Here is a 15,130-nt window from a genome sequence, read left to right on the forward strand (position 1 = left end):
AGACCCACACCGGGGGGCGGCTCGATCAACTCACCAGCGGCCGTACGAACTGGCCCCCGTCTTGTCGACGATCGGGGCCGAGGCCGCGTATGTCTTGACCGACTGGGCGGCGCTCCGCGCGTCGCTCTTGTTCCAGTAGGTCTCCGACGTGGCCAAGGTGCGGCCGTTGCTTGCGACGATCTTCCAGTAGTACTGGCCGCCGTTGGCGTTGTGGATCTCGAACTGCACGGGAGTGCACTCCTTCGGGAGGCGCCTGCCGACACCGGCAGCGCGCACGGCGATCCCGAGATCTCCACCCGCCACGCGTCACGTAGTTACCGATCTGACATAGCAGACCGGCGCGTTCCGTTGTAGTGTCACAGCGCAGCCCGCCAAAGTTGCACTGAGACCCCCGCGTGAACGGATGAGTCGACCTTCGGCCCGTCTGGAGCCGGGGGTCTCACTCGTTCTCGGGGAGTAACGGTAAGTGGTCGTGAGGCCGCACGCAAGTTGCCCATACATGAATGCCTTTCGGCGTGTCGCGGCCTACCACTCGTGCCGCTGACGACTGTGGACCCCAACATCTTGGGGTGTCGGTTCTGTCGGACCCGTGAGGTATGATCCCGCCCTTTGTCGTCCAACGGGGACGGAGATTAAGCCGGGGTGACCCTCTGTTACTACACCGGACTACCGAAATGTCCGTCGACTGCTCATGGAGCACGCCGGAACCAGGACCCGAGGCGGAACAACTCCCCGAGTGCCTTGAGCACGGCCGGCAGGCGCTCCGGCGGGATCTTGAACAGCGCAACTACGGCGACGATTAGCCTCGGCACGGCGTAGACGATGGCGAGAAGTACCAGCGCCCAAGGCCCCGCGGCTAGAACAGGCTCAATGATCGAGAGCCCCACGATTTCTGCCCCTAACTCTGATCGAGCAGGGCACGCAGGGCTCAGCTCGATCAGTCCGTATGACTGATGAAGCCGAGTTCCTGCGCCGATTGAGCAAGATCTCAGGGTGGAGCGGATCTAGCCTTTCCATCACCTGTGCTGACCGGATCTCCACCGCCGTCAATCGGCAACGCAGTAGAGAAGTGCAAGTTCCAGATAAAGTAGTGCCCCCTCAAGGGCGATCTACAGTGTACCCGTCCCGCGCGACACGTGGCCAGTTGACACGGTGCCAGCGCGAAGGGCTCCCACGTGACCCAGAGACGCGAACGCGGCACGGTGGCACGTGGGTACCAACCGAACCGCGTCACGGGCCTTGCAGGCGACCGTCGTCCTGCGCGTCACGGACCCGCCGGGGCAACCGGTCCTCATCGTCCGCACCGGGCATCGGCGCATCCTTCGGCCGGTCGTGTTCCTCGTCTTCCACGACCTGGTCCTCAAGCACGAGTGGCGCATCTTGGGGCAGCCCGTCGTCAAGCACGATCGCGGCAGCCGCGCAGGCCGGCGGTCACCCGCGCGCCGAGCCAACGGCTGAAGGGGCGTGACCCTGGCGTCCATGTCGACCTTGGCCGTGGCCCTGCCGTGGAGCTGGACAGTCGCCGGGGCACGGCGTCGGGGCGTACCGTCGGGGCGTGGGTGCGGAGGACGGCCTGGACTGGCGGGAGCGGCGGCAGCGGGCGGTGGCGGCGCACGCGGCGGCCGACGAGCGCCGGCGGGCGGCCGAGGCCGCGGAGGCGGCGGAGTTGGTCGCCTGGTTCGTCGCCGAGGCCCGGCGGCGCGGGCTGCCGGCCGAGCGCCTGACGGCGCGGTCGTACGACGGTCGCGGCCGTTACCGGACGCGGCTGCGCGGCTGGTACGTGGACCGGGCGCGCACGCGGGCGGTCGACGTCGACGGCCGGTTCCACCTGCTGACGGTGCCGGGCGGCCTGCGTGCCCGGCTGTTCGGGGCGAACCCGCAGCCCGGCCCGGCGCCCCTGGTGATCGGCGTGGGCGGGCGCGACGGGGAGTCCGTGCCGCTCCGGGTGCTGCTCAGCCGGCGACTCGACGACGCCGCGCCAGGTGCCACCAGGTCTGCTGCACCGCCAACGTGAACAGGCCGGCGAGCACGATCGCGCACAGGTTGATCAGCAGCTGGAGCGCGGAGCCGGCCGCCTCGTGCCACACCCCGTACGCCGTGGCGACCGCGACGTTCGCGGCGGCCGGCACGGTGGTCACCGAGATCAGCACCCCGACCAGGCTGCCGGACTTCTTCGAGGTGAGCGAGAGCATGCCGGCCACGCCGGCGAGCAGGCCCACCACCCAGGAGAGCGCGTCGGGCCGCCAGATGAAGTCGGTCAGCGGGCGCTCGGCGAGGAGCATCTCGCGGCTCACCAGGTCGGCCGCGGTCAACGCCCAGGTGCTGACCACCGTGACGGCCATCGCCGCCAGGAACCCCACGACGAGGGCCTGCACGGACCGCACGACGACCCGCCCCTTGCGGCGCAGCAGCGCGACGCAGAGCGCGGCGAGCGGACCGAACTCGGGGCCGACGACCATCGCGCCCACGATGAGGATCGGCTGGTCGAGAAGGACGCCGATGCCGGCGATCATCGTGGCGACGGTGATCAGCACGAGGTAGGTGGCGGAGAGCTCCGTCTGCTCCCCCGTCTTGGCGGCGATCTCGTCCCAGACGACGGCGTCCGCCCCGCTGCCCGGCGCCTCCCGGGCGGCCCGCTCCGCGGCGGTGGAGATCGTCAGCTCGACGTCGGCGGCGGAGATCCCGCCCTGCGCCTCGACGCCGAACTCCTGCAACGTGCGCAGCACGCCGTCGGCGCTCTCGCGCACGACGTCGCACAGGATCAGGTCACCGCACGGTTGGCGGGCCGCGCCCGCGAGCACCGCCAGATGGGTCACGCCGGGTTCCGTGGCGAGCAGGTCCGCCACCGCCTCGGATCGGTCCGGCGGCGCGATCACCCTCAGGTGCAGCACGTCTCTCCTCTCGCCTGAGCGTGTCCGGACTCTACTGACCTGCCCGCTCGTGGTCGTACCCGTGTCCTCACTCGTACCTCGGCGGTTGTTCCGACGGGATGAGTGTGCCTGTTTGGGGTCTCTCTCACGTCTGTGCCTGATACAACCCTTTTGTGACGACTGACCGATTCAGCGGGAGGTAGCAACGGTGCCGGTTCCTGGTCTGGTGACGCCTGAACGCCCGCCACGATCGGTCCGACCGGATCGGGGCAAGCGGGCCCTCGACGTCGCCGCGGCGGCCTTCCTGCTGGTGCTGCTCGCACCGGTGATGGCGGTCGTCGCGCTGCTCGTCGCCGCGGGGCTGGGCCGCCCGGTGCTGTTCCGCCAGCGCCGCGCCGGCCGTCACGGCGAGCCGTTCGAGCTGGTCAAGTTCCGGACAATGCGTCCACTCGACCCGCGACGCGGACTGGTGGCGGACGCGGAGCGGCTCACCCCCCTGGGGCGCTGGCTACGGTCCACCAGCCTGGACGAGTTGCCCACGCTCTGGAACGTGCTGCGGGGCGACATGAGCCTCGTCGGCCCCCGCCCGCTGCTGCCGGAATACCTGTCCCGCTACTCCTCCCACCAGGCTCGCCGGCACGAGGTACGGCCCGGCGTCACGGGCCTCGCCCAGGTCCGCGGCCGCAACGGCCTGAGCTGGGAGGAGAAGTTCGACCTCGACGTGGAGTACGTCGAGACCCACAGCCTCCGGCTCGACCTGTCGATCCTGGTCGCGACGGTCCGTACCGTGCTGCGGCGCGAGGGGATCTCGGCGGCCGGCGTCGCCACCGCACCGGAGTTCCTCGGCACCCCGGCCGGTCCGGCGCCGCGGTACGCCGAGGCGGCCACGTCGTCGTCGGTGCCGCGCGGACCGGCGGTGACGGTACGGCAGGGCGGACGCCGATGACGCGCACGGTGTACCTCTCCCCGCCCGACGTCGGGCCGCTGGAGGAGTCGTACCTCATCGCCGCCCTGCGCTCGGGCTGGGTCGCCCCCGTCGGTCCCGACCTGGAGGCCTTCGAACGCGACGTCGCCGACCGGGTGGGCACCCGCGGAGCGGTGGCGGTCAGTTCCGGCACGGCGGCGCTGCACCTGGCCCTGCTCGGGGTCGGCGTCGAGCCCGGAGCCGTGGTGGTCGTCCCCACGCTGACATTCGTGGCGACCGCGAACGCGGTCCGGTACACCGGCGCCCGGCCGGTCTTCGTCGACTGTGACCCGCGTACCGGCAACGTCGACGTCCCGCTCCTCGCGGATCTGCTGCAGCGGCTGCGCGCCCGGGGCGAGCGGATCGCCGCGGTCGTCCCGGTCGACATGTTCGGCGCGTGCGTGGACTACACGTCGCTCCTGCCGGCCTGTGAGGACGCCGGGGTGCCCGTGGTGGAGGACGCGGCCGAGGCCCTCGGAGCCACGCACCGCGGCCGGGCGGCGGGATCCTTCGGTCGCGTCGGCGCGCTGTCGTTCAACGGCAACAAGATCATGACCACGTCCGGCGGCGGGATGCTCGTCTCCGACGACCTGTCGCTGCTGACCCGGGCCCGGCACCTGGCGACCCAGGCCCGCGAACCCGCGGCGCACTACGAGCACCGCGAGACCGGGTACAACTACCGGCTCAGCAACCTGCTGGCGGCACTGGGCCGGGCTCAGCTCGTGCGGCTGGACGGGATGATCGGCCGCCGCCGGCAGTTGCGCGACCGGTACGCGAAACTCTTCGCCCCGGTGCCGGGCGTCGAACTCGTCGGCGCGGACGACGCCGCGTCGAACTGCTGGCTCACCGTCATCCGGGCCCGGCCCGACCAGTCCGGCTGGCGCGCCGCCGACCTGGCCGCGCATCTCGCCGCCCGGGACATCGAGACGCGTCCGGTGTGGAAGCCGATGCACCGGCAGCCCGCGTACGCGGGATCGGAGAGCCTGCTCACCGGCGCCGCCGACGACCTGTTCGCCGAGGGGCTGACGCTGCCCAGCGGCAGCGCCCTCACCGAGCGCCAGATCGGCGCCGTGCTCGGCGCGATCGACGAGTTCCTGACCGTCCGGACGGGAGTGTCGCCCGCGTGACACCACTGGTGATCGTGGGCTGCGGCGGCCACGGTCGGGAGGTGCTGACCATCGCACGGGCGGTGGTCGCCGCCGGCGGACCCCGCTGGCACCTGGCCGGATTCCTCGACGACCGGCCCGCCGAGGAGAACCTGAAGCGCGTCCAGCGCCTGGACGTGCCGTACCTGGGTGGGCTGGCCTGGCTGCGCGACGCGCCACCGGACACCCACCACGTCATCGGGATCGGCGACCCGCGGGTGCGCCGCGCGGTGGCGGCGCGGGTCGACGCGTACGCGACGCCGGCCGCGAGCCTCGTCCACCCGGACGCCACCGTGGGCCCGGACACCCGGTACGGACCGGGGTTCGTCGCCTTCCCGGGGGCCCGGGTCACCACCAACGTCGCCCTGGGGCGGCACGTGCACCTCAACCAGAACGCCACCGTGGGGCACGACAGCGTGCTCGCCGACTTCGTGTCGGTCAACCCGCTCGCCGCCGTCTCCGGGGACTGCCGGCTGGCGGAGGGCGTTCTGGTGGGCACCACGGCGGCCGTGCTCCAAGGCCTCCAGGTGGGACGGGACAGCACCGTCGGAGCCGGCGCCTGCGTGGTGCGGGACGTGCCGGAGGGCGTCGTGGTCAAGGGGGTTCCCGCGCGCTGATCCCGGCACCTCCCCGGCAGCAGCCCATGGCTGAATGGACCGCGTTCGCGGCAAATCGCCCAAACAATTACTTATAGGCTGCAACAAGGATAAAAAGTACAAAAGTCCTTCTGCCCCTCGGGTGGAAGCGGTCGGAGACGGGAGCAAGACATGCCGCAGGACACCGGAAGCGACGAACGTGCCGCCCAGAGGTCCCGCCGGGGCCGGGCGCGCCGCCGCGCCCTGGGTTTCCTCGCCACCGACACCGCCGCCTGGGTGGGCGGCTTCGTCACCGCCGTCTGGACCCGGTACGAGTTCCACCTACCTCCCGGTCAACTCAGCCGGGCGGCCACCGTCGGCGGCATCGCCGCGCTGATGTACGTGGCGGTCGCCGCGGTACGCCGGCTCCACTCGGGACGCCACCCGCTCGGCAGCCTCCAGGACGTGCAGGGACTCGCCGGCACGGCCACCGCGACCGCCGCCGTCCTGCTGATCGGTCTGCTGCCGTCGCCCGACCGGCCGGTCCCGGCCAGCACCCCCGTGGTGGGCGGTGCGCTCGCCCTGCTGTTCATGCTCTCCGCGCGGTTCGCGTACCGGCACCGTCACGACCTGGCGATGCGGCCCGACGTCCGCTCCTCGACACCCGTGCTGCTGTTCGGGCTCGGTGACGCCGGTCAGGGGCTGCTGCGGGCGATGCTGGGCGACCCGCGCGGCCGGTACCTGCCGGTCGGCGCGCTCGACGACGACCCCGACAAGCGCAACCTGCGCATCGGCGGCGTCCGCGTGCTCGGCGGCCGGGAGGACATCGCCGAGGCGGTCCGGCGCACCGGCGCCACCACCGTGATCTTCTCCGTCGCCAACGCCGACGCCGCGCTGATCCGGCAGATCCGTGAGGCCACCCTCCAGACCGGCGCCGCGTTCAAGGTGCTGCCGCCGGTCCGGGACCTGGTCGACCACCGGATCACCGTGACCGACGTCCGCGACGTCCAGATCAGCGACCTGCTCGGGCGTCGCCAGGTGGTCGGCGACCTGCCGCTGACCGACAACAGCCTGGCCGGCCTGCGGGTCCTGGTCACCGGCGCCGGCGGCTCGATCGGGTCGGAGCTGTGCCGGCAGGTCATGACGGCCGACCCGGGCGAGTTGATGATGCTCGACCGCGACGAGTCGGCCCTGCACGCCCTGCAGATGTCGCTGAACGGGCGGGCCCTGCTGGACGGGCCGGAGCTGATCCTCGCCGACCTCCGCGACGACGAGCGCATCCGGCGGATCGTGCGGGAGCGGCGGCCGGACGTCATCTTCCACGCCGCGGCCCTGAAGCACCTCACCCTCCTGCAGCGGCACCCGGGCGAGGCGGTCATGACGAACGTGTGGGGCACGCTCAGCGTGCTGGACGCGTGCCGGGACGTCGCCAAGTTCGTGAACATCTCGACCGACAAGGCCGCCGACCCGATCAGCGTCCTCGGCTACTCCAAGCGGATCACCGAACGGCTCACCGCCCACGCCGCGTCCCGCTTCCCCGGCACCTTCCTCAGCGTCCGCTTCGGCAACGTGCTGAGCAGCCGCGGCTCGGTGGTCACCGCCTTCCAGAAGCAGATCGAGGCCGGCCGTCCGCTCACCGTCACGCACCCGGAGGTGACCCGCTACCTGATGACCGTGCAGGAGGCGGTGCACCTGGTGCTGCAGGCCGCCGAGATCGGCCGGGACGGCGAGGCGCTGGTGCTCGACATGGGTGAGCCGGTGCGGATCGCCGACCTGGCCCGCCAGATGGCCGAACAGGCTGCGAGCACCGTGCCGATCGTCTACACCGGACTCCGCCCCGGCGAGAAGCTGCACGAGGACCTGTTCGGCACCGGCGAGGTCGACACCCGTCCGCTGCACCCGCTGATCTCGCACGTCGCGGTGCCGGCGCTGGACCCGCTGGAGGTGAGCGGGCTCGACCCGTACGACGACCCGGAGAAGGTGGTGGCACAGCTCGCCCAACTCTGCCACCCGCCGGTCCGGCCCGCCGGCCGGACGATGCAGGTGCCGCTCTCGCGCTGACCGCCGGCAAGACGGAGCGGGCCGGCGACCCGAAGGTCGCCGGCCCGCTCCGCATTTCTGCCCCTGGCCGCCGTTCGCCGCCGCCAGCGGGGACGGTCGTGGGGGGAGCGACCGGATCAGCGGCGGATGCCCGCCCAGTCGTGGTGCCGGCGGACGGTCGACAGGATGAAGTCGACGACCCGGCGGGAGGTGTCCGGGACCCGGTAGTCGACCGGACAGGGCACCCCGTGGATGCCGACCTGGTCGACGGTCACCCGGACCGCCTCCACGACGCCCTCCGGGTCCAGGCCGGTCATGATGATGCCGCCGGCGTCCAGCGCCTCCGGACGTTCGATCGACTCGCGCAGCGTCACCGCGGCGAAGCCGAGGATCGCCGCCTCCTCGCTGATCGTGCCGCTGTCGGAGAGCGTGCAGTACGCCTTCGTCTGCAGGTGCACGTAGTCGAACAGGCCGAACGGCTCGTGGAAGGCGATCCCGTCCAGCACCGTCGCGTCCGGCGCCAGCGCCTCCAGCCGCTTGCGGGTCCGCGGATGCGTGGAGACCAGCACCGGGTACCCCCAGCGGTCGCGGACCGCCCGCAGGCAGTCCAGCAGCCGCGCGAGCCGGTCCGGGCGGTCCACGTTCTCCTCGCGGTGCGCGCTGACCAGGAAGTACCGGCCCGGCGTGAGATCCAGCTGGCGCAGGATCGTCGAGGCGGCGATGTCCGCCCGGTAGTGTTCCAGCACCTCACGCATGGGCGAGCCGGTGTGCAGGATCCGGCGCGGGTGCAGCCCCTCGGCGAGCAGGTTGCGCCGCGCGTGCTCGGTGTAGACGAGGTTGAAGTCCGCGACGTGGTCGACCAGCCGGCGGTTCGTCTCCTCCGGCACGTTGAGGTCGAAGCAGCGGTTACCGGCCTCCATGTGGTAGACCGGCACCCGCATCCGGCGGGCCATCAGCGCCCCGATGCAGCTGTTCGTGTCACCGAGGACGAGCAGGGCGTCCGGCCGCAGCTCGGCGATGGCACCCTCCATGCCGACCAGCACGCCACCGAGCACCCGGCCGAGCGACGACGTGTCGACGCGGAGGAAGCGGTCCGGCTCCCGGATCCGCAGTTCCTTGAAGAAGATGTCGGACAGCGAACTGTCCCAGTTCTGTCCCGTGTGGACCAGCACGTGGTCCACCGCCTCGTCCAGCCGGGCGATCACCCGGGAGAGTCGGATGATCTCCGGCCGGGTGCCCACCACCGTCATCACGCGGGTCATGACCGTCCTCTCTGCGCTGCCACCTTGGTGAAGATGTCCTCGAACTGGTCGACACCGACCCGCAGGCACATCCGCTCCTGGTAGGCCCGTCGGGCCCGCTGCCCCATGGCGGCGCGGTCGGCCGCCGGTGTGTCGGTCGCCAACAGGAAACGACCCGCGAGCGCCGCCCAGTCCTCCGGCGGGCAGACGAGGCCGGACCCGGTCGAGTCGACCAGGGCGGCCGCGTCCCCACCGAGCGAGGCGATCACCGGGGCGCCGCACGCCAGCGCCGCCTGCAACTTCGACGGGACGGTGCCACGCAACGCCGGCAGGTCCCGCAGGCAGACCAGCTGCCAGTCGGCCGCCGCGTACAGGTCGGCCATCTCCTCGGGGGCGCGGCGGCCGACGAACCGGACGTTGTCGGCGCCCAGCTCGGCGGCGAGCCGGCGCGCCTCGTCCTCGCCGGCGCCCGAGCCGACCAGGACCAGGTCCACCTGGTCCCGGACGGCGGCCGCCGCGCGGATCGCCGTGTCCACGCCCTGCAGCAGGCCGAGGTTCCCGGCGAACATCACCGTGCACCGACCCCGGTGGCCGAGCGCCGCCCGGGCCGCGTCGGTGGCCGGCACGGGCCGGAACAGGACGTCGTCGGTCCAGTTCCACACCACGCGTACGCGGTCCGGATCGGCGCCCCGCTCCACCACCAGGTCCGCCATCGCGGGTGAGATCACCACGACGGCGGACGCCAGCCGGTACGTCGTCCGCATGAGAGCGTCCAGGCCACTCGCCACCGCCCGACCGGCCAGGCCCGTCGGGGCCATCCCGGACTGCAGTACGGACTCCGGCCACATGTCCTGCACGTGCAGGACGATCGGCGTCCGCCGGGCGGCCCGGACCAGCGCAGCAGCGGCGATCGCGGTCGGCGGCGGGTGGTAGACGTAGGTGACGTCGACGCCGCCCAACCACCTCGGCCCGGCGAGCGCGCTGCTGGCGCCGAAGGAGACGTGGCTGGCCGCCCGGCGTAGCGCCGAGGTGTCGTGGCTCGGGTACGCGGGAACCCGCCGCACCGCGACGGGTCCCTGCGCCTCGACATGCCGCCAGCGCTGCCGCCAGCCCGGGTAGATCCGCCCGTGCGGATAGCTTGGAAAGGTGGTGAGCACCCGGACGTCGTGACCGCGGGCGGCCAGTTGCTGGGCCAGGTTGCCGGGGATGAACACACCCTCCGGCGGGTACCACTGGCTGACCAGGCCGACCTTCACGCGACGACCGCCACGGGCTTCGGGATCGTCGCCTCCACCGGTTCCGGCCAGGTGTCGGGGCGCCCCGGGTCGAACAGTTCGTTGGTCCAGAACAGGGTGACCAGTTCGTCGTCGCCGGTGTTGACCAGCTTGTGCACCCACATGGTGGGCATGTCCACCAACACGGGCGCGTCGCCGGACACGGGGAACCGCACCACCTCGGTGTCGCAGACCCGGCGCAGGCTGATCTCCGCCGTTCCGCGCAGCACCACGAACCGCTCCACCTTGGCGAGGTGGAAGTGGTCGCCGCGGGTCACGCCCGGATGCGTCGTCGAACAGAACGTCTGCCCCGCTCCCCCGTGCACCTTCACCGTCTCGACCAGTTCGCCGCGCGCATCGGCGCGACGCGGCGGGACGAGTGGGTACCGCTCCGGGAAACAGTGCGACCGGTAGGTGTTGAAGAGGCGCACGTCGTGCCGGTCCGCCAGGGTGGGAATCTCGCCGGTCCGGTAGGTCGCGGCCATCCCGGCCAGCCGGTCGGCGAGGTCGTGGACATTCGTACGCAGGGGCGGCATCGTCGGATCCCAGGAGCCGGCGGCCGGCACGCCGGCGAGCCGGGCGGCGGCGTCGGTCACGTGCACCAGGCCGAGTTCCCGGTCGGCGTGCACCTCCGGCTGCCCACCATCCGCCAGCAGGCGGCAGAACGTGGCGACCGCGGAGTTGTAGTGCGGGCGGCCGTGTTCGCCGTACAGGTTGGGCAGCAGCACGTCATCGACAGGCAGGCCGGTGTCCGCGAGGATCCGCGCGGCGGCCGCCTTCGCCTCGCCGTACGGCGTGCCGTTGCCGGCCTGCACCGAGTTCGCGTACACGACGGACCCCGGCGGGACCTCGGCGGCGCGCAACCCGGCCGCGAGCTGCGTGGCGAGCCGGAGGTTGCCGCCCCTGACCTCCGCCGGGTCGCCGCGGTTGATCCCGGCCAGGTGCAGCACGCGGTCGACGCCGGACACCTTTGCCGCGACCGCCTGTGGATCGGCGAGGTCGGCGCGGGTGACGACGGCCGGCTCCGGCCAGCCAAGGGCCCGCAGCAGTACCCGCACGTGCCAGCCGAGGAAGCCCCCGGCGCCGGTGACGGCGAGTCTCAACACGCCAGCACCGGATCCCGCAGGGCCAACTCCGCGCGGACCTCGGGCAGCGTCTTCAGCAGCTCGACGATCTCCGGTACGCCCAACCGCGGCGCGTTCGCCGAGTTGAAGTCCTCAATTGGTCCCCTCCCGAGCTCGCCCTCGGAGACGTACAGCGCGTAGTTGAGGTCGCGGGCGTCCAGCGGCACGCGAAGGAAGTCGCCGAAATCCTCGGCCTGCATCAGCTCCTCGCGGCTGGCCAGCGTCTCGTCCGGCTTCTCGCCGTGCCGGACGCCGATGACGTCCAGCTTGGCCGGCACGTCGAAGAGCTGGCAGACCGCCTCGGCCAGGTCGCCGATCGTGCAGGCGGCAGCCTTGCGGATGAAGATGTCGCCCGGGCGGGCGTTCTGGAAGGCGTGCTCCACCAGGTCGACCGACTCGTTTAGGGACATCAGGAAGCGGGTCATCCCCGGGTCGGTCACCGTAGGCGCACGTCCCGCCTTGATCTGTTCGATGAAGAGCGGGATGACCGAACCACGCGAGTACATGACGTTGCCGTACCGGACGCAGGAGACGGTGGTGGCGCTGTGCGGGTTGTTCCGGGCGTGCGCCTGGGCGACCTTCTCCATCAGGGCCTTCGTCATGCCCATCGCGTTGACCGGGTAGACCGCCTTGTCGGTGCTGAGCAGCACGACCGAGCTGGCCCCGTGGCGTTCGGCGGACTCGATCACGTTGGCGCTGCCGACGATGTTGGTCCGCATCGCCTCGATCGGGAAGAACTCGCACGACGGGACCTGCTTCAGCGCCGCGGCGTGGAACACGTAGTCCACGCCGCGGCTCGCCCGCGACACGGAGTCGAGGTCCCGGACGTCACCGACGTGGTAGCGCACCCGGTCGTCCCCGATGACGTGTCGCATGAGGTCCTGTTTGGCCTCGTCGCGACTGAGGATCCGGACCTCGCCGACCTCGTGGGCGAGGAGGCGGCGCACCATCGTCTGTCCGAAGGAACCGGTGCCACCGGTAATCAACACCCGACTTCCAGCAGGTAGCAGAGTCACCCGAGGGCCCCCGATCCGTTGAGTTGGCGTACTCTCACCCAGGCCCTAACGAGACAAAAGAGACAAAGTTACCTAAACATCGCGAGGATGCTGAGCTGCCGCCCGGAGGCTCAGCGGCCTCGGCCCTTCTCTGCCGTGGCCCCCGATTGGCCCGCTCCGCCGCGGAAGTTCTCCAGTAACCGCTTCTGAAGAAGCGCGGTCTCGGCCTCCCAGACGAACTCCGCCCGGCCGGTCACGAAGCAGTGCCGCGCCAGCGCCCGTAGCTCAGTGAGGTCCTCCGCCAGCCGGGCGAGGAGCTCGCTGAGCGGAGCTGGCTCTACCGGGACGGCCCAACCGACCCGATACTTTTCGATCAGTGCCCGATTCTCGGGCAGGTTCCCTGCGATGACCGGCCGGCCCGCCACCACTGCCTCGAAGAGCTTGTTGGAGAGTCCGTCATTGGCCGGGTCGACCGGTTGGTACAGAGCGGTGCTCACGTGGGCGCGCTGATATCGGCTCGGCACGTCCGCCGCCGAGCAGGGGCCGTCCAGGGAGACGTAGGACTGCGCACCGAGCCGGACGATCCGGCTCCGGAGCGCCTGCCGGTAGTCCTCGCTCGCCGGTCCGGTTATCTCGAGCCGCACCCGTGCGCCGGCGGATCGTGCGTCGGCGACGGCGTCGATCAACACCTCGAGCCCGCGTCCCGGATAGAGGGTTCCCACGCAGGCCACGACGAGTTCTGGCCCGGACGGAGGCGGAACGAACTCCGGCGCGAACGAGGCGAGCGGGACGTTGCGCACCACCATCACGTCGTCGAAGCCCAACTTCCGGAAGGCGACCGCGTTGCTCTCGCAGACTGCCACCACCGTCAGGCCCCGTTGGCGTGCGACCCGCCGGAGCAGTTGCGGCTCCACCCGGGAGAACCAAGTGGCCAGCGAGCCCTTGGTGCGGATGCCGCCTGGGCGCTCCCGTCCGTTCAGGACGACGTGGCTGCCCCAGCGCCGCCGGTGCGCCAGCCCGATCCAGAACAGGGAGATGTGACCGACGAACACCGTTTTGGCCGGCGTCGCCAGGACCCGGCGCCGGAGTCGCCACACCCCGGGCAGGTAAACACCGACAAGATTGCGTACCGACGCGACGAGTCGACGCCGGTCGTCAATCCGACGCACCGGCAGATGCTCCACGTCGACACCGTCGATCCACGAGCGGCCCGTCTCGTCTGCCGCGCCGAAGCGCCCGGCTCGGGACAGCGTCACGGCCCGCACGATGCCTGGAAGACCAGACGCGACGGTCATGGCTATCTTCCGCGTCCGGGTGGAATGGCGGTATGGGGAGATGTCGAAGAGGAGAAGTGTCGTGTCGGTTGCCATGAGAACTCGATTCATTGATGCGGCGAAACGACCTAGATCGACCCGATAGCGCAGGTAAGCCGGCATCAGGTTGAACGAAGCAATCGTTCATGCGTTGCGATTCGGAACATCGACGATGACCTGGCGAGAGCATCACTCGGCCCGGGCCGGCGCTAACTCCGACACCTGAATCGCAGACAACGTTTGCTGAGCCCGGTGGCGCCGGACCGTCCACAGCGAGAGGAGCCAACCGGCCACGTACGAGGCCGCCGCCGAAATTCCGAACGCCCACACCGCCAACAGCGGCGAACCGTCGGACATGGCCACCGCGCAAACCGCTCCCGTTACCAGCAGCACGCGGCCCGCGTCCCAAGCCAGTTGCAGGCCCTGCCGACCGAATACGACAAGGGTCTGCGACATCGGTGATGCGACGAGCTGCGTCGCGGCGTAAACCGCCAGCGCCTGTGCGTACAGCCCGCTGTTCGCCCACTGCGCCCCAAAGAGCCAGACGAAGACCGGCGGGGCACCGAGGGTGACGACCACGAGCCCGACACCGGCGATGACGGCCAGTTGCCGGCTCGCTCGATGGAACAGCCGTTCGATGCGTAGGCCGTCACCGCTACGTGCGGTGCGCGACAGCTCCGCGAGGTACACCTGGGCTACTGCCATGCCTAGAAGCGCCGCCGGCAGCGCGAGGACCCGTTGTGTCAGACCGAGCCAGCCGGCCACCTCCGCGCCGTAGCGATAGGCGATGAGCAGAATCGGTACCTGCAACCCGATGACGTTGAGGAGCCCGGACGGTCCCATGAGGAGCGGGAAACGGCGGTGACGCACCGCGGTCCGCCAGAGCGTCGAACGTCGTGCCGCGATCTCGCCAGGGCGGATCCGGCGGGTCTCCCGGGCCAGGCTGAGGGCACCGACGAGATAACCGGCCCCAAGCCCCAACGCCATCCCCCCGGCCTTCAAGCCGGCCACGCCGGCGCCGATCTGCGTCAACAGCATCGCGCCGGACTGAAGGAGGTTGCGCCGGCCGATCGCCACGTACCGGCGGTGCCGGATCGCGAACTGGTTCAGCACCAGGACGGCACCCATGGCAGCGGCGGTCCACGGGGTCAACCAAAGCCACGACCGCAGCGCCGGCTGACCGAAGAGTGCAGCGGCCTCCTCCCGCACCATGGCGACGACGACAGTCCCCAGCAATGCGGTGACCAGGGTTGTCACGAGGCCGAGGGTCACCAGGGCGAGCGCATCGCGGTCGCGTTGCGGCAGTGGGATCGCCAGCTCGAATCGCCCGGCGGCGACTGTCCCCACTATCGCCGCCAGGGTGGCGAGCACGGCGAAGGCGCCGAAGTCCGCAGGGCTGTAGAGTCTTGCCAGCAGCGGTGCGGCGAGCAGTAGGAGCAACTGGCCGGTGCCACTTCCGGCCGCGATGCTGAGTACACCCAGCTTGCTTCCACCGAGTCGATCGCGGATGGTCCCCACCAGGCCGGCTGGCCCGCGCGCGGGCCGTATGCGCGGTGGGTTGCTGCCGGGCGGCACAGCGGGTGACGGGC

Annotated in this window: 15 protein-coding genes; 5 read left to right on the plus strand and 10 right to left on the minus strand. The window is 71.1% G+C overall.

The features are described from left to right. Positions 1–30: 30 nt before the first annotated feature. The 3 genes from GKC29_RS23690 to GKC29_RS23700 form a co-directional block, all read right to left on the minus strand. Positions 31–228, minus strand: coding sequence for a YegP family protein (locus GKC29_RS23690; RefSeq protein WP_155332923.1), 198 nt, complete (start codon positions 226–228; stop codon positions 31–33). A gap of 461 nt (positions 229–689) precedes the next feature. Then, on the minus strand, positions 690–887 hold the full coding sequence (locus GKC29_RS23695) for a hypothetical protein (protein ID WP_155332924.1): 198 nt from the start codon (positions 885–887) through the stop codon (positions 690–692). Between the two features lie 343 nt (positions 888–1,230). Beyond that, positions 1,231–1,368, minus strand: coding sequence for a hypothetical protein (locus tag GKC29_RS23700; RefSeq protein ID WP_155332925.1), 138 nt, complete (start codon positions 1,366–1,368; stop codon positions 1,231–1,233). A 187-nt stretch (positions 1,369–1,555) separates the two neighbouring features. Between GKC29_RS23700 and GKC29_RS23705 the strand changes: the two genes are divergently transcribed. After that, positions 1,556–2,014: a hypothetical protein gene (locus GKC29_RS23705; RefSeq protein ID WP_155332926.1), complete on the plus strand. Its 459-nt coding sequence runs from the start codon at positions 1,556–1,558 to the stop codon at positions 2,012–2,014. On the opposite strand, the gene GKC29_RS23710 is transcribed toward GKC29_RS23705, so the two are convergent. Next, a complete protein-coding gene (locus GKC29_RS23710) occupies positions 1,953–2,891 on the minus strand; it encodes a DUF389 domain-containing protein (RefSeq protein WP_155332927.1) in 939 nt (312 codons plus the stop codon). The genes GKC29_RS23705 and GKC29_RS23710 overlap by 62 nt on opposite strands. Before the next feature lie 205 nt (positions 2,892–3,096). On the opposite strand from GKC29_RS23710, the gene GKC29_RS23715 reads away from it, so the two are divergent. The 4 genes from GKC29_RS23715 to GKC29_RS23730 all read left to right on the plus strand — a co-directional run bounded on the left by GKC29_RS23715 (position 3,097) and on the right by GKC29_RS23730 (position 7,615). Next, on the plus strand, positions 3,097–3,816 hold the full coding sequence (locus GKC29_RS23715) for a sugar transferase (protein ID WP_155332928.1): 720 nt from the start codon (positions 3,097–3,099) through the stop codon (positions 3,814–3,816). Further along, complete coding sequence (locus GKC29_RS23720; RefSeq protein ID WP_155332929.1) at positions 3,813–4,961, plus strand: aminotransferase class I/II-fold pyridoxal phosphate-dependent enzyme; 1,149 nt, start codon at positions 3,813–3,815, stop codon at positions 4,959–4,961. The genes GKC29_RS23715 and GKC29_RS23720 overlap by 4 nt, the downstream gene beginning before the upstream one ends. After that, entirely contained in the window at positions 4,958–5,596 is a 639-nt protein-coding gene (locus GKC29_RS23725; RefSeq protein ID WP_230688781.1) for a NeuD/PglB/VioB family sugar acetyltransferase, read from the plus strand. The genes GKC29_RS23720 and GKC29_RS23725 overlap by 4 nt, the downstream gene beginning before the upstream one ends. Before the next feature lie 150 nt (positions 5,597–5,746). Next, complete coding sequence (locus GKC29_RS23730; protein WP_155332930.1) at positions 5,747–7,615, plus strand: nucleoside-diphosphate sugar epimerase/dehydratase; 1,869 nt, start codon at positions 5,747–5,749, stop codon at positions 7,613–7,615. A 116-nt stretch (positions 7,616–7,731) separates the two neighbouring features. Here the strand turns inward: GKC29_RS23730 and wecB are convergent, their stop codons facing one another. The 6 genes from wecB to GKC29_RS23760 form a co-directional block, all read right to left on the minus strand. Next, the gene (wecB, locus tag GKC29_RS23735) at positions 7,732–8,856 is read right to left on the minus strand and encodes a non-hydrolyzing UDP-N-acetylglucosamine 2-epimerase (RefSeq protein ID WP_155332931.1); all 1,125 of its coding nucleotides are present in this window, start codon (positions 8,854–8,856) and stop codon (positions 7,732–7,734) included. After that, positions 8,853–10,091 carry a glycosyltransferase family 4 protein gene (locus GKC29_RS23740; protein ID WP_155332932.1) on the minus strand — a complete coding sequence of 413 codons (1,239 nt, stop codon included), beginning with the start codon at positions 10,089–10,091 and terminating at the stop codon, positions 8,853–8,855. The genes wecB and GKC29_RS23740 overlap by 4 nt, the downstream gene beginning before the upstream one ends. Continuing rightward, complete coding sequence (locus tag GKC29_RS23745) at positions 10,088–11,215, minus strand: NAD-dependent epimerase/dehydratase family protein (protein WP_155332933.1); 1,128 nt, start codon at positions 11,213–11,215, stop codon at positions 10,088–10,090. The genes GKC29_RS23740 and GKC29_RS23745 overlap by 4 nt, the downstream gene beginning before the upstream one ends. Continuing rightward, a complete protein-coding gene (locus GKC29_RS23750) occupies positions 11,209–12,249 on the minus strand; it encodes a polysaccharide biosynthesis protein (RefSeq protein ID WP_155332934.1) in 1,041 nt (346 codons plus the stop codon). Before GKC29_RS23750 ends, GKC29_RS23745 begins: the two co-directional genes overlap by 7 nt. A gap of 110 nt (positions 12,250–12,359) precedes the next feature. Continuing rightward, positions 12,360–13,598, minus strand: coding sequence for a glycosyltransferase (locus GKC29_RS23755; protein ID WP_155332935.1), 1,239 nt, complete (start codon positions 13,596–13,598; stop codon positions 12,360–12,362). Between the two features lie 132 nt (positions 13,599–13,730). After that, positions 13,731–15,059 carry a lipopolysaccharide biosynthesis protein gene (locus GKC29_RS23760; protein ID WP_196255700.1) on the minus strand — a complete coding sequence of 443 codons (1,329 nt, stop codon included), beginning with the start codon at positions 15,057–15,059 and terminating at the stop codon, positions 13,731–13,733. Positions 15,060–15,130: the final 71 nt, after the last annotated feature.

It is taken from the genome of Micromonospora sp. WMMC415, assembly GCF_009707425.1.
In the GTDB taxonomy this organism is placed as follows: domain Bacteria; phylum Actinomycetota; class Actinomycetes; order Mycobacteriales; family Micromonosporaceae; genus Micromonospora.

Coding starts and splice junctions, on each gene's coding strand:
- wecB (WP_155332931.1), bottom strand. CDS start 8,856: ATGACCCGCGTGATGACGGTGGTGGGCACCCGGCCGGAGATCATCCGA.
- GKC29_RS23720 (WP_155332929.1), top strand. CDS start 3,813: ATGACGCGCACGGTGTACCTCTCCCCGCCCGACGTCGGGCCGCTGGAG.
- GKC29_RS23730 (WP_155332930.1), top strand. CDS start 5,747: ATGCCGCAGGACACCGGAAGCGACGAACGTGCCGCCCAGAGGTCCCGC.
- GKC29_RS23755 (WP_155332935.1), bottom strand. CDS start 13,598: ATGGCAACCGACACGACACTTCTCCTCTTCGACATCTCCCCATACCGC.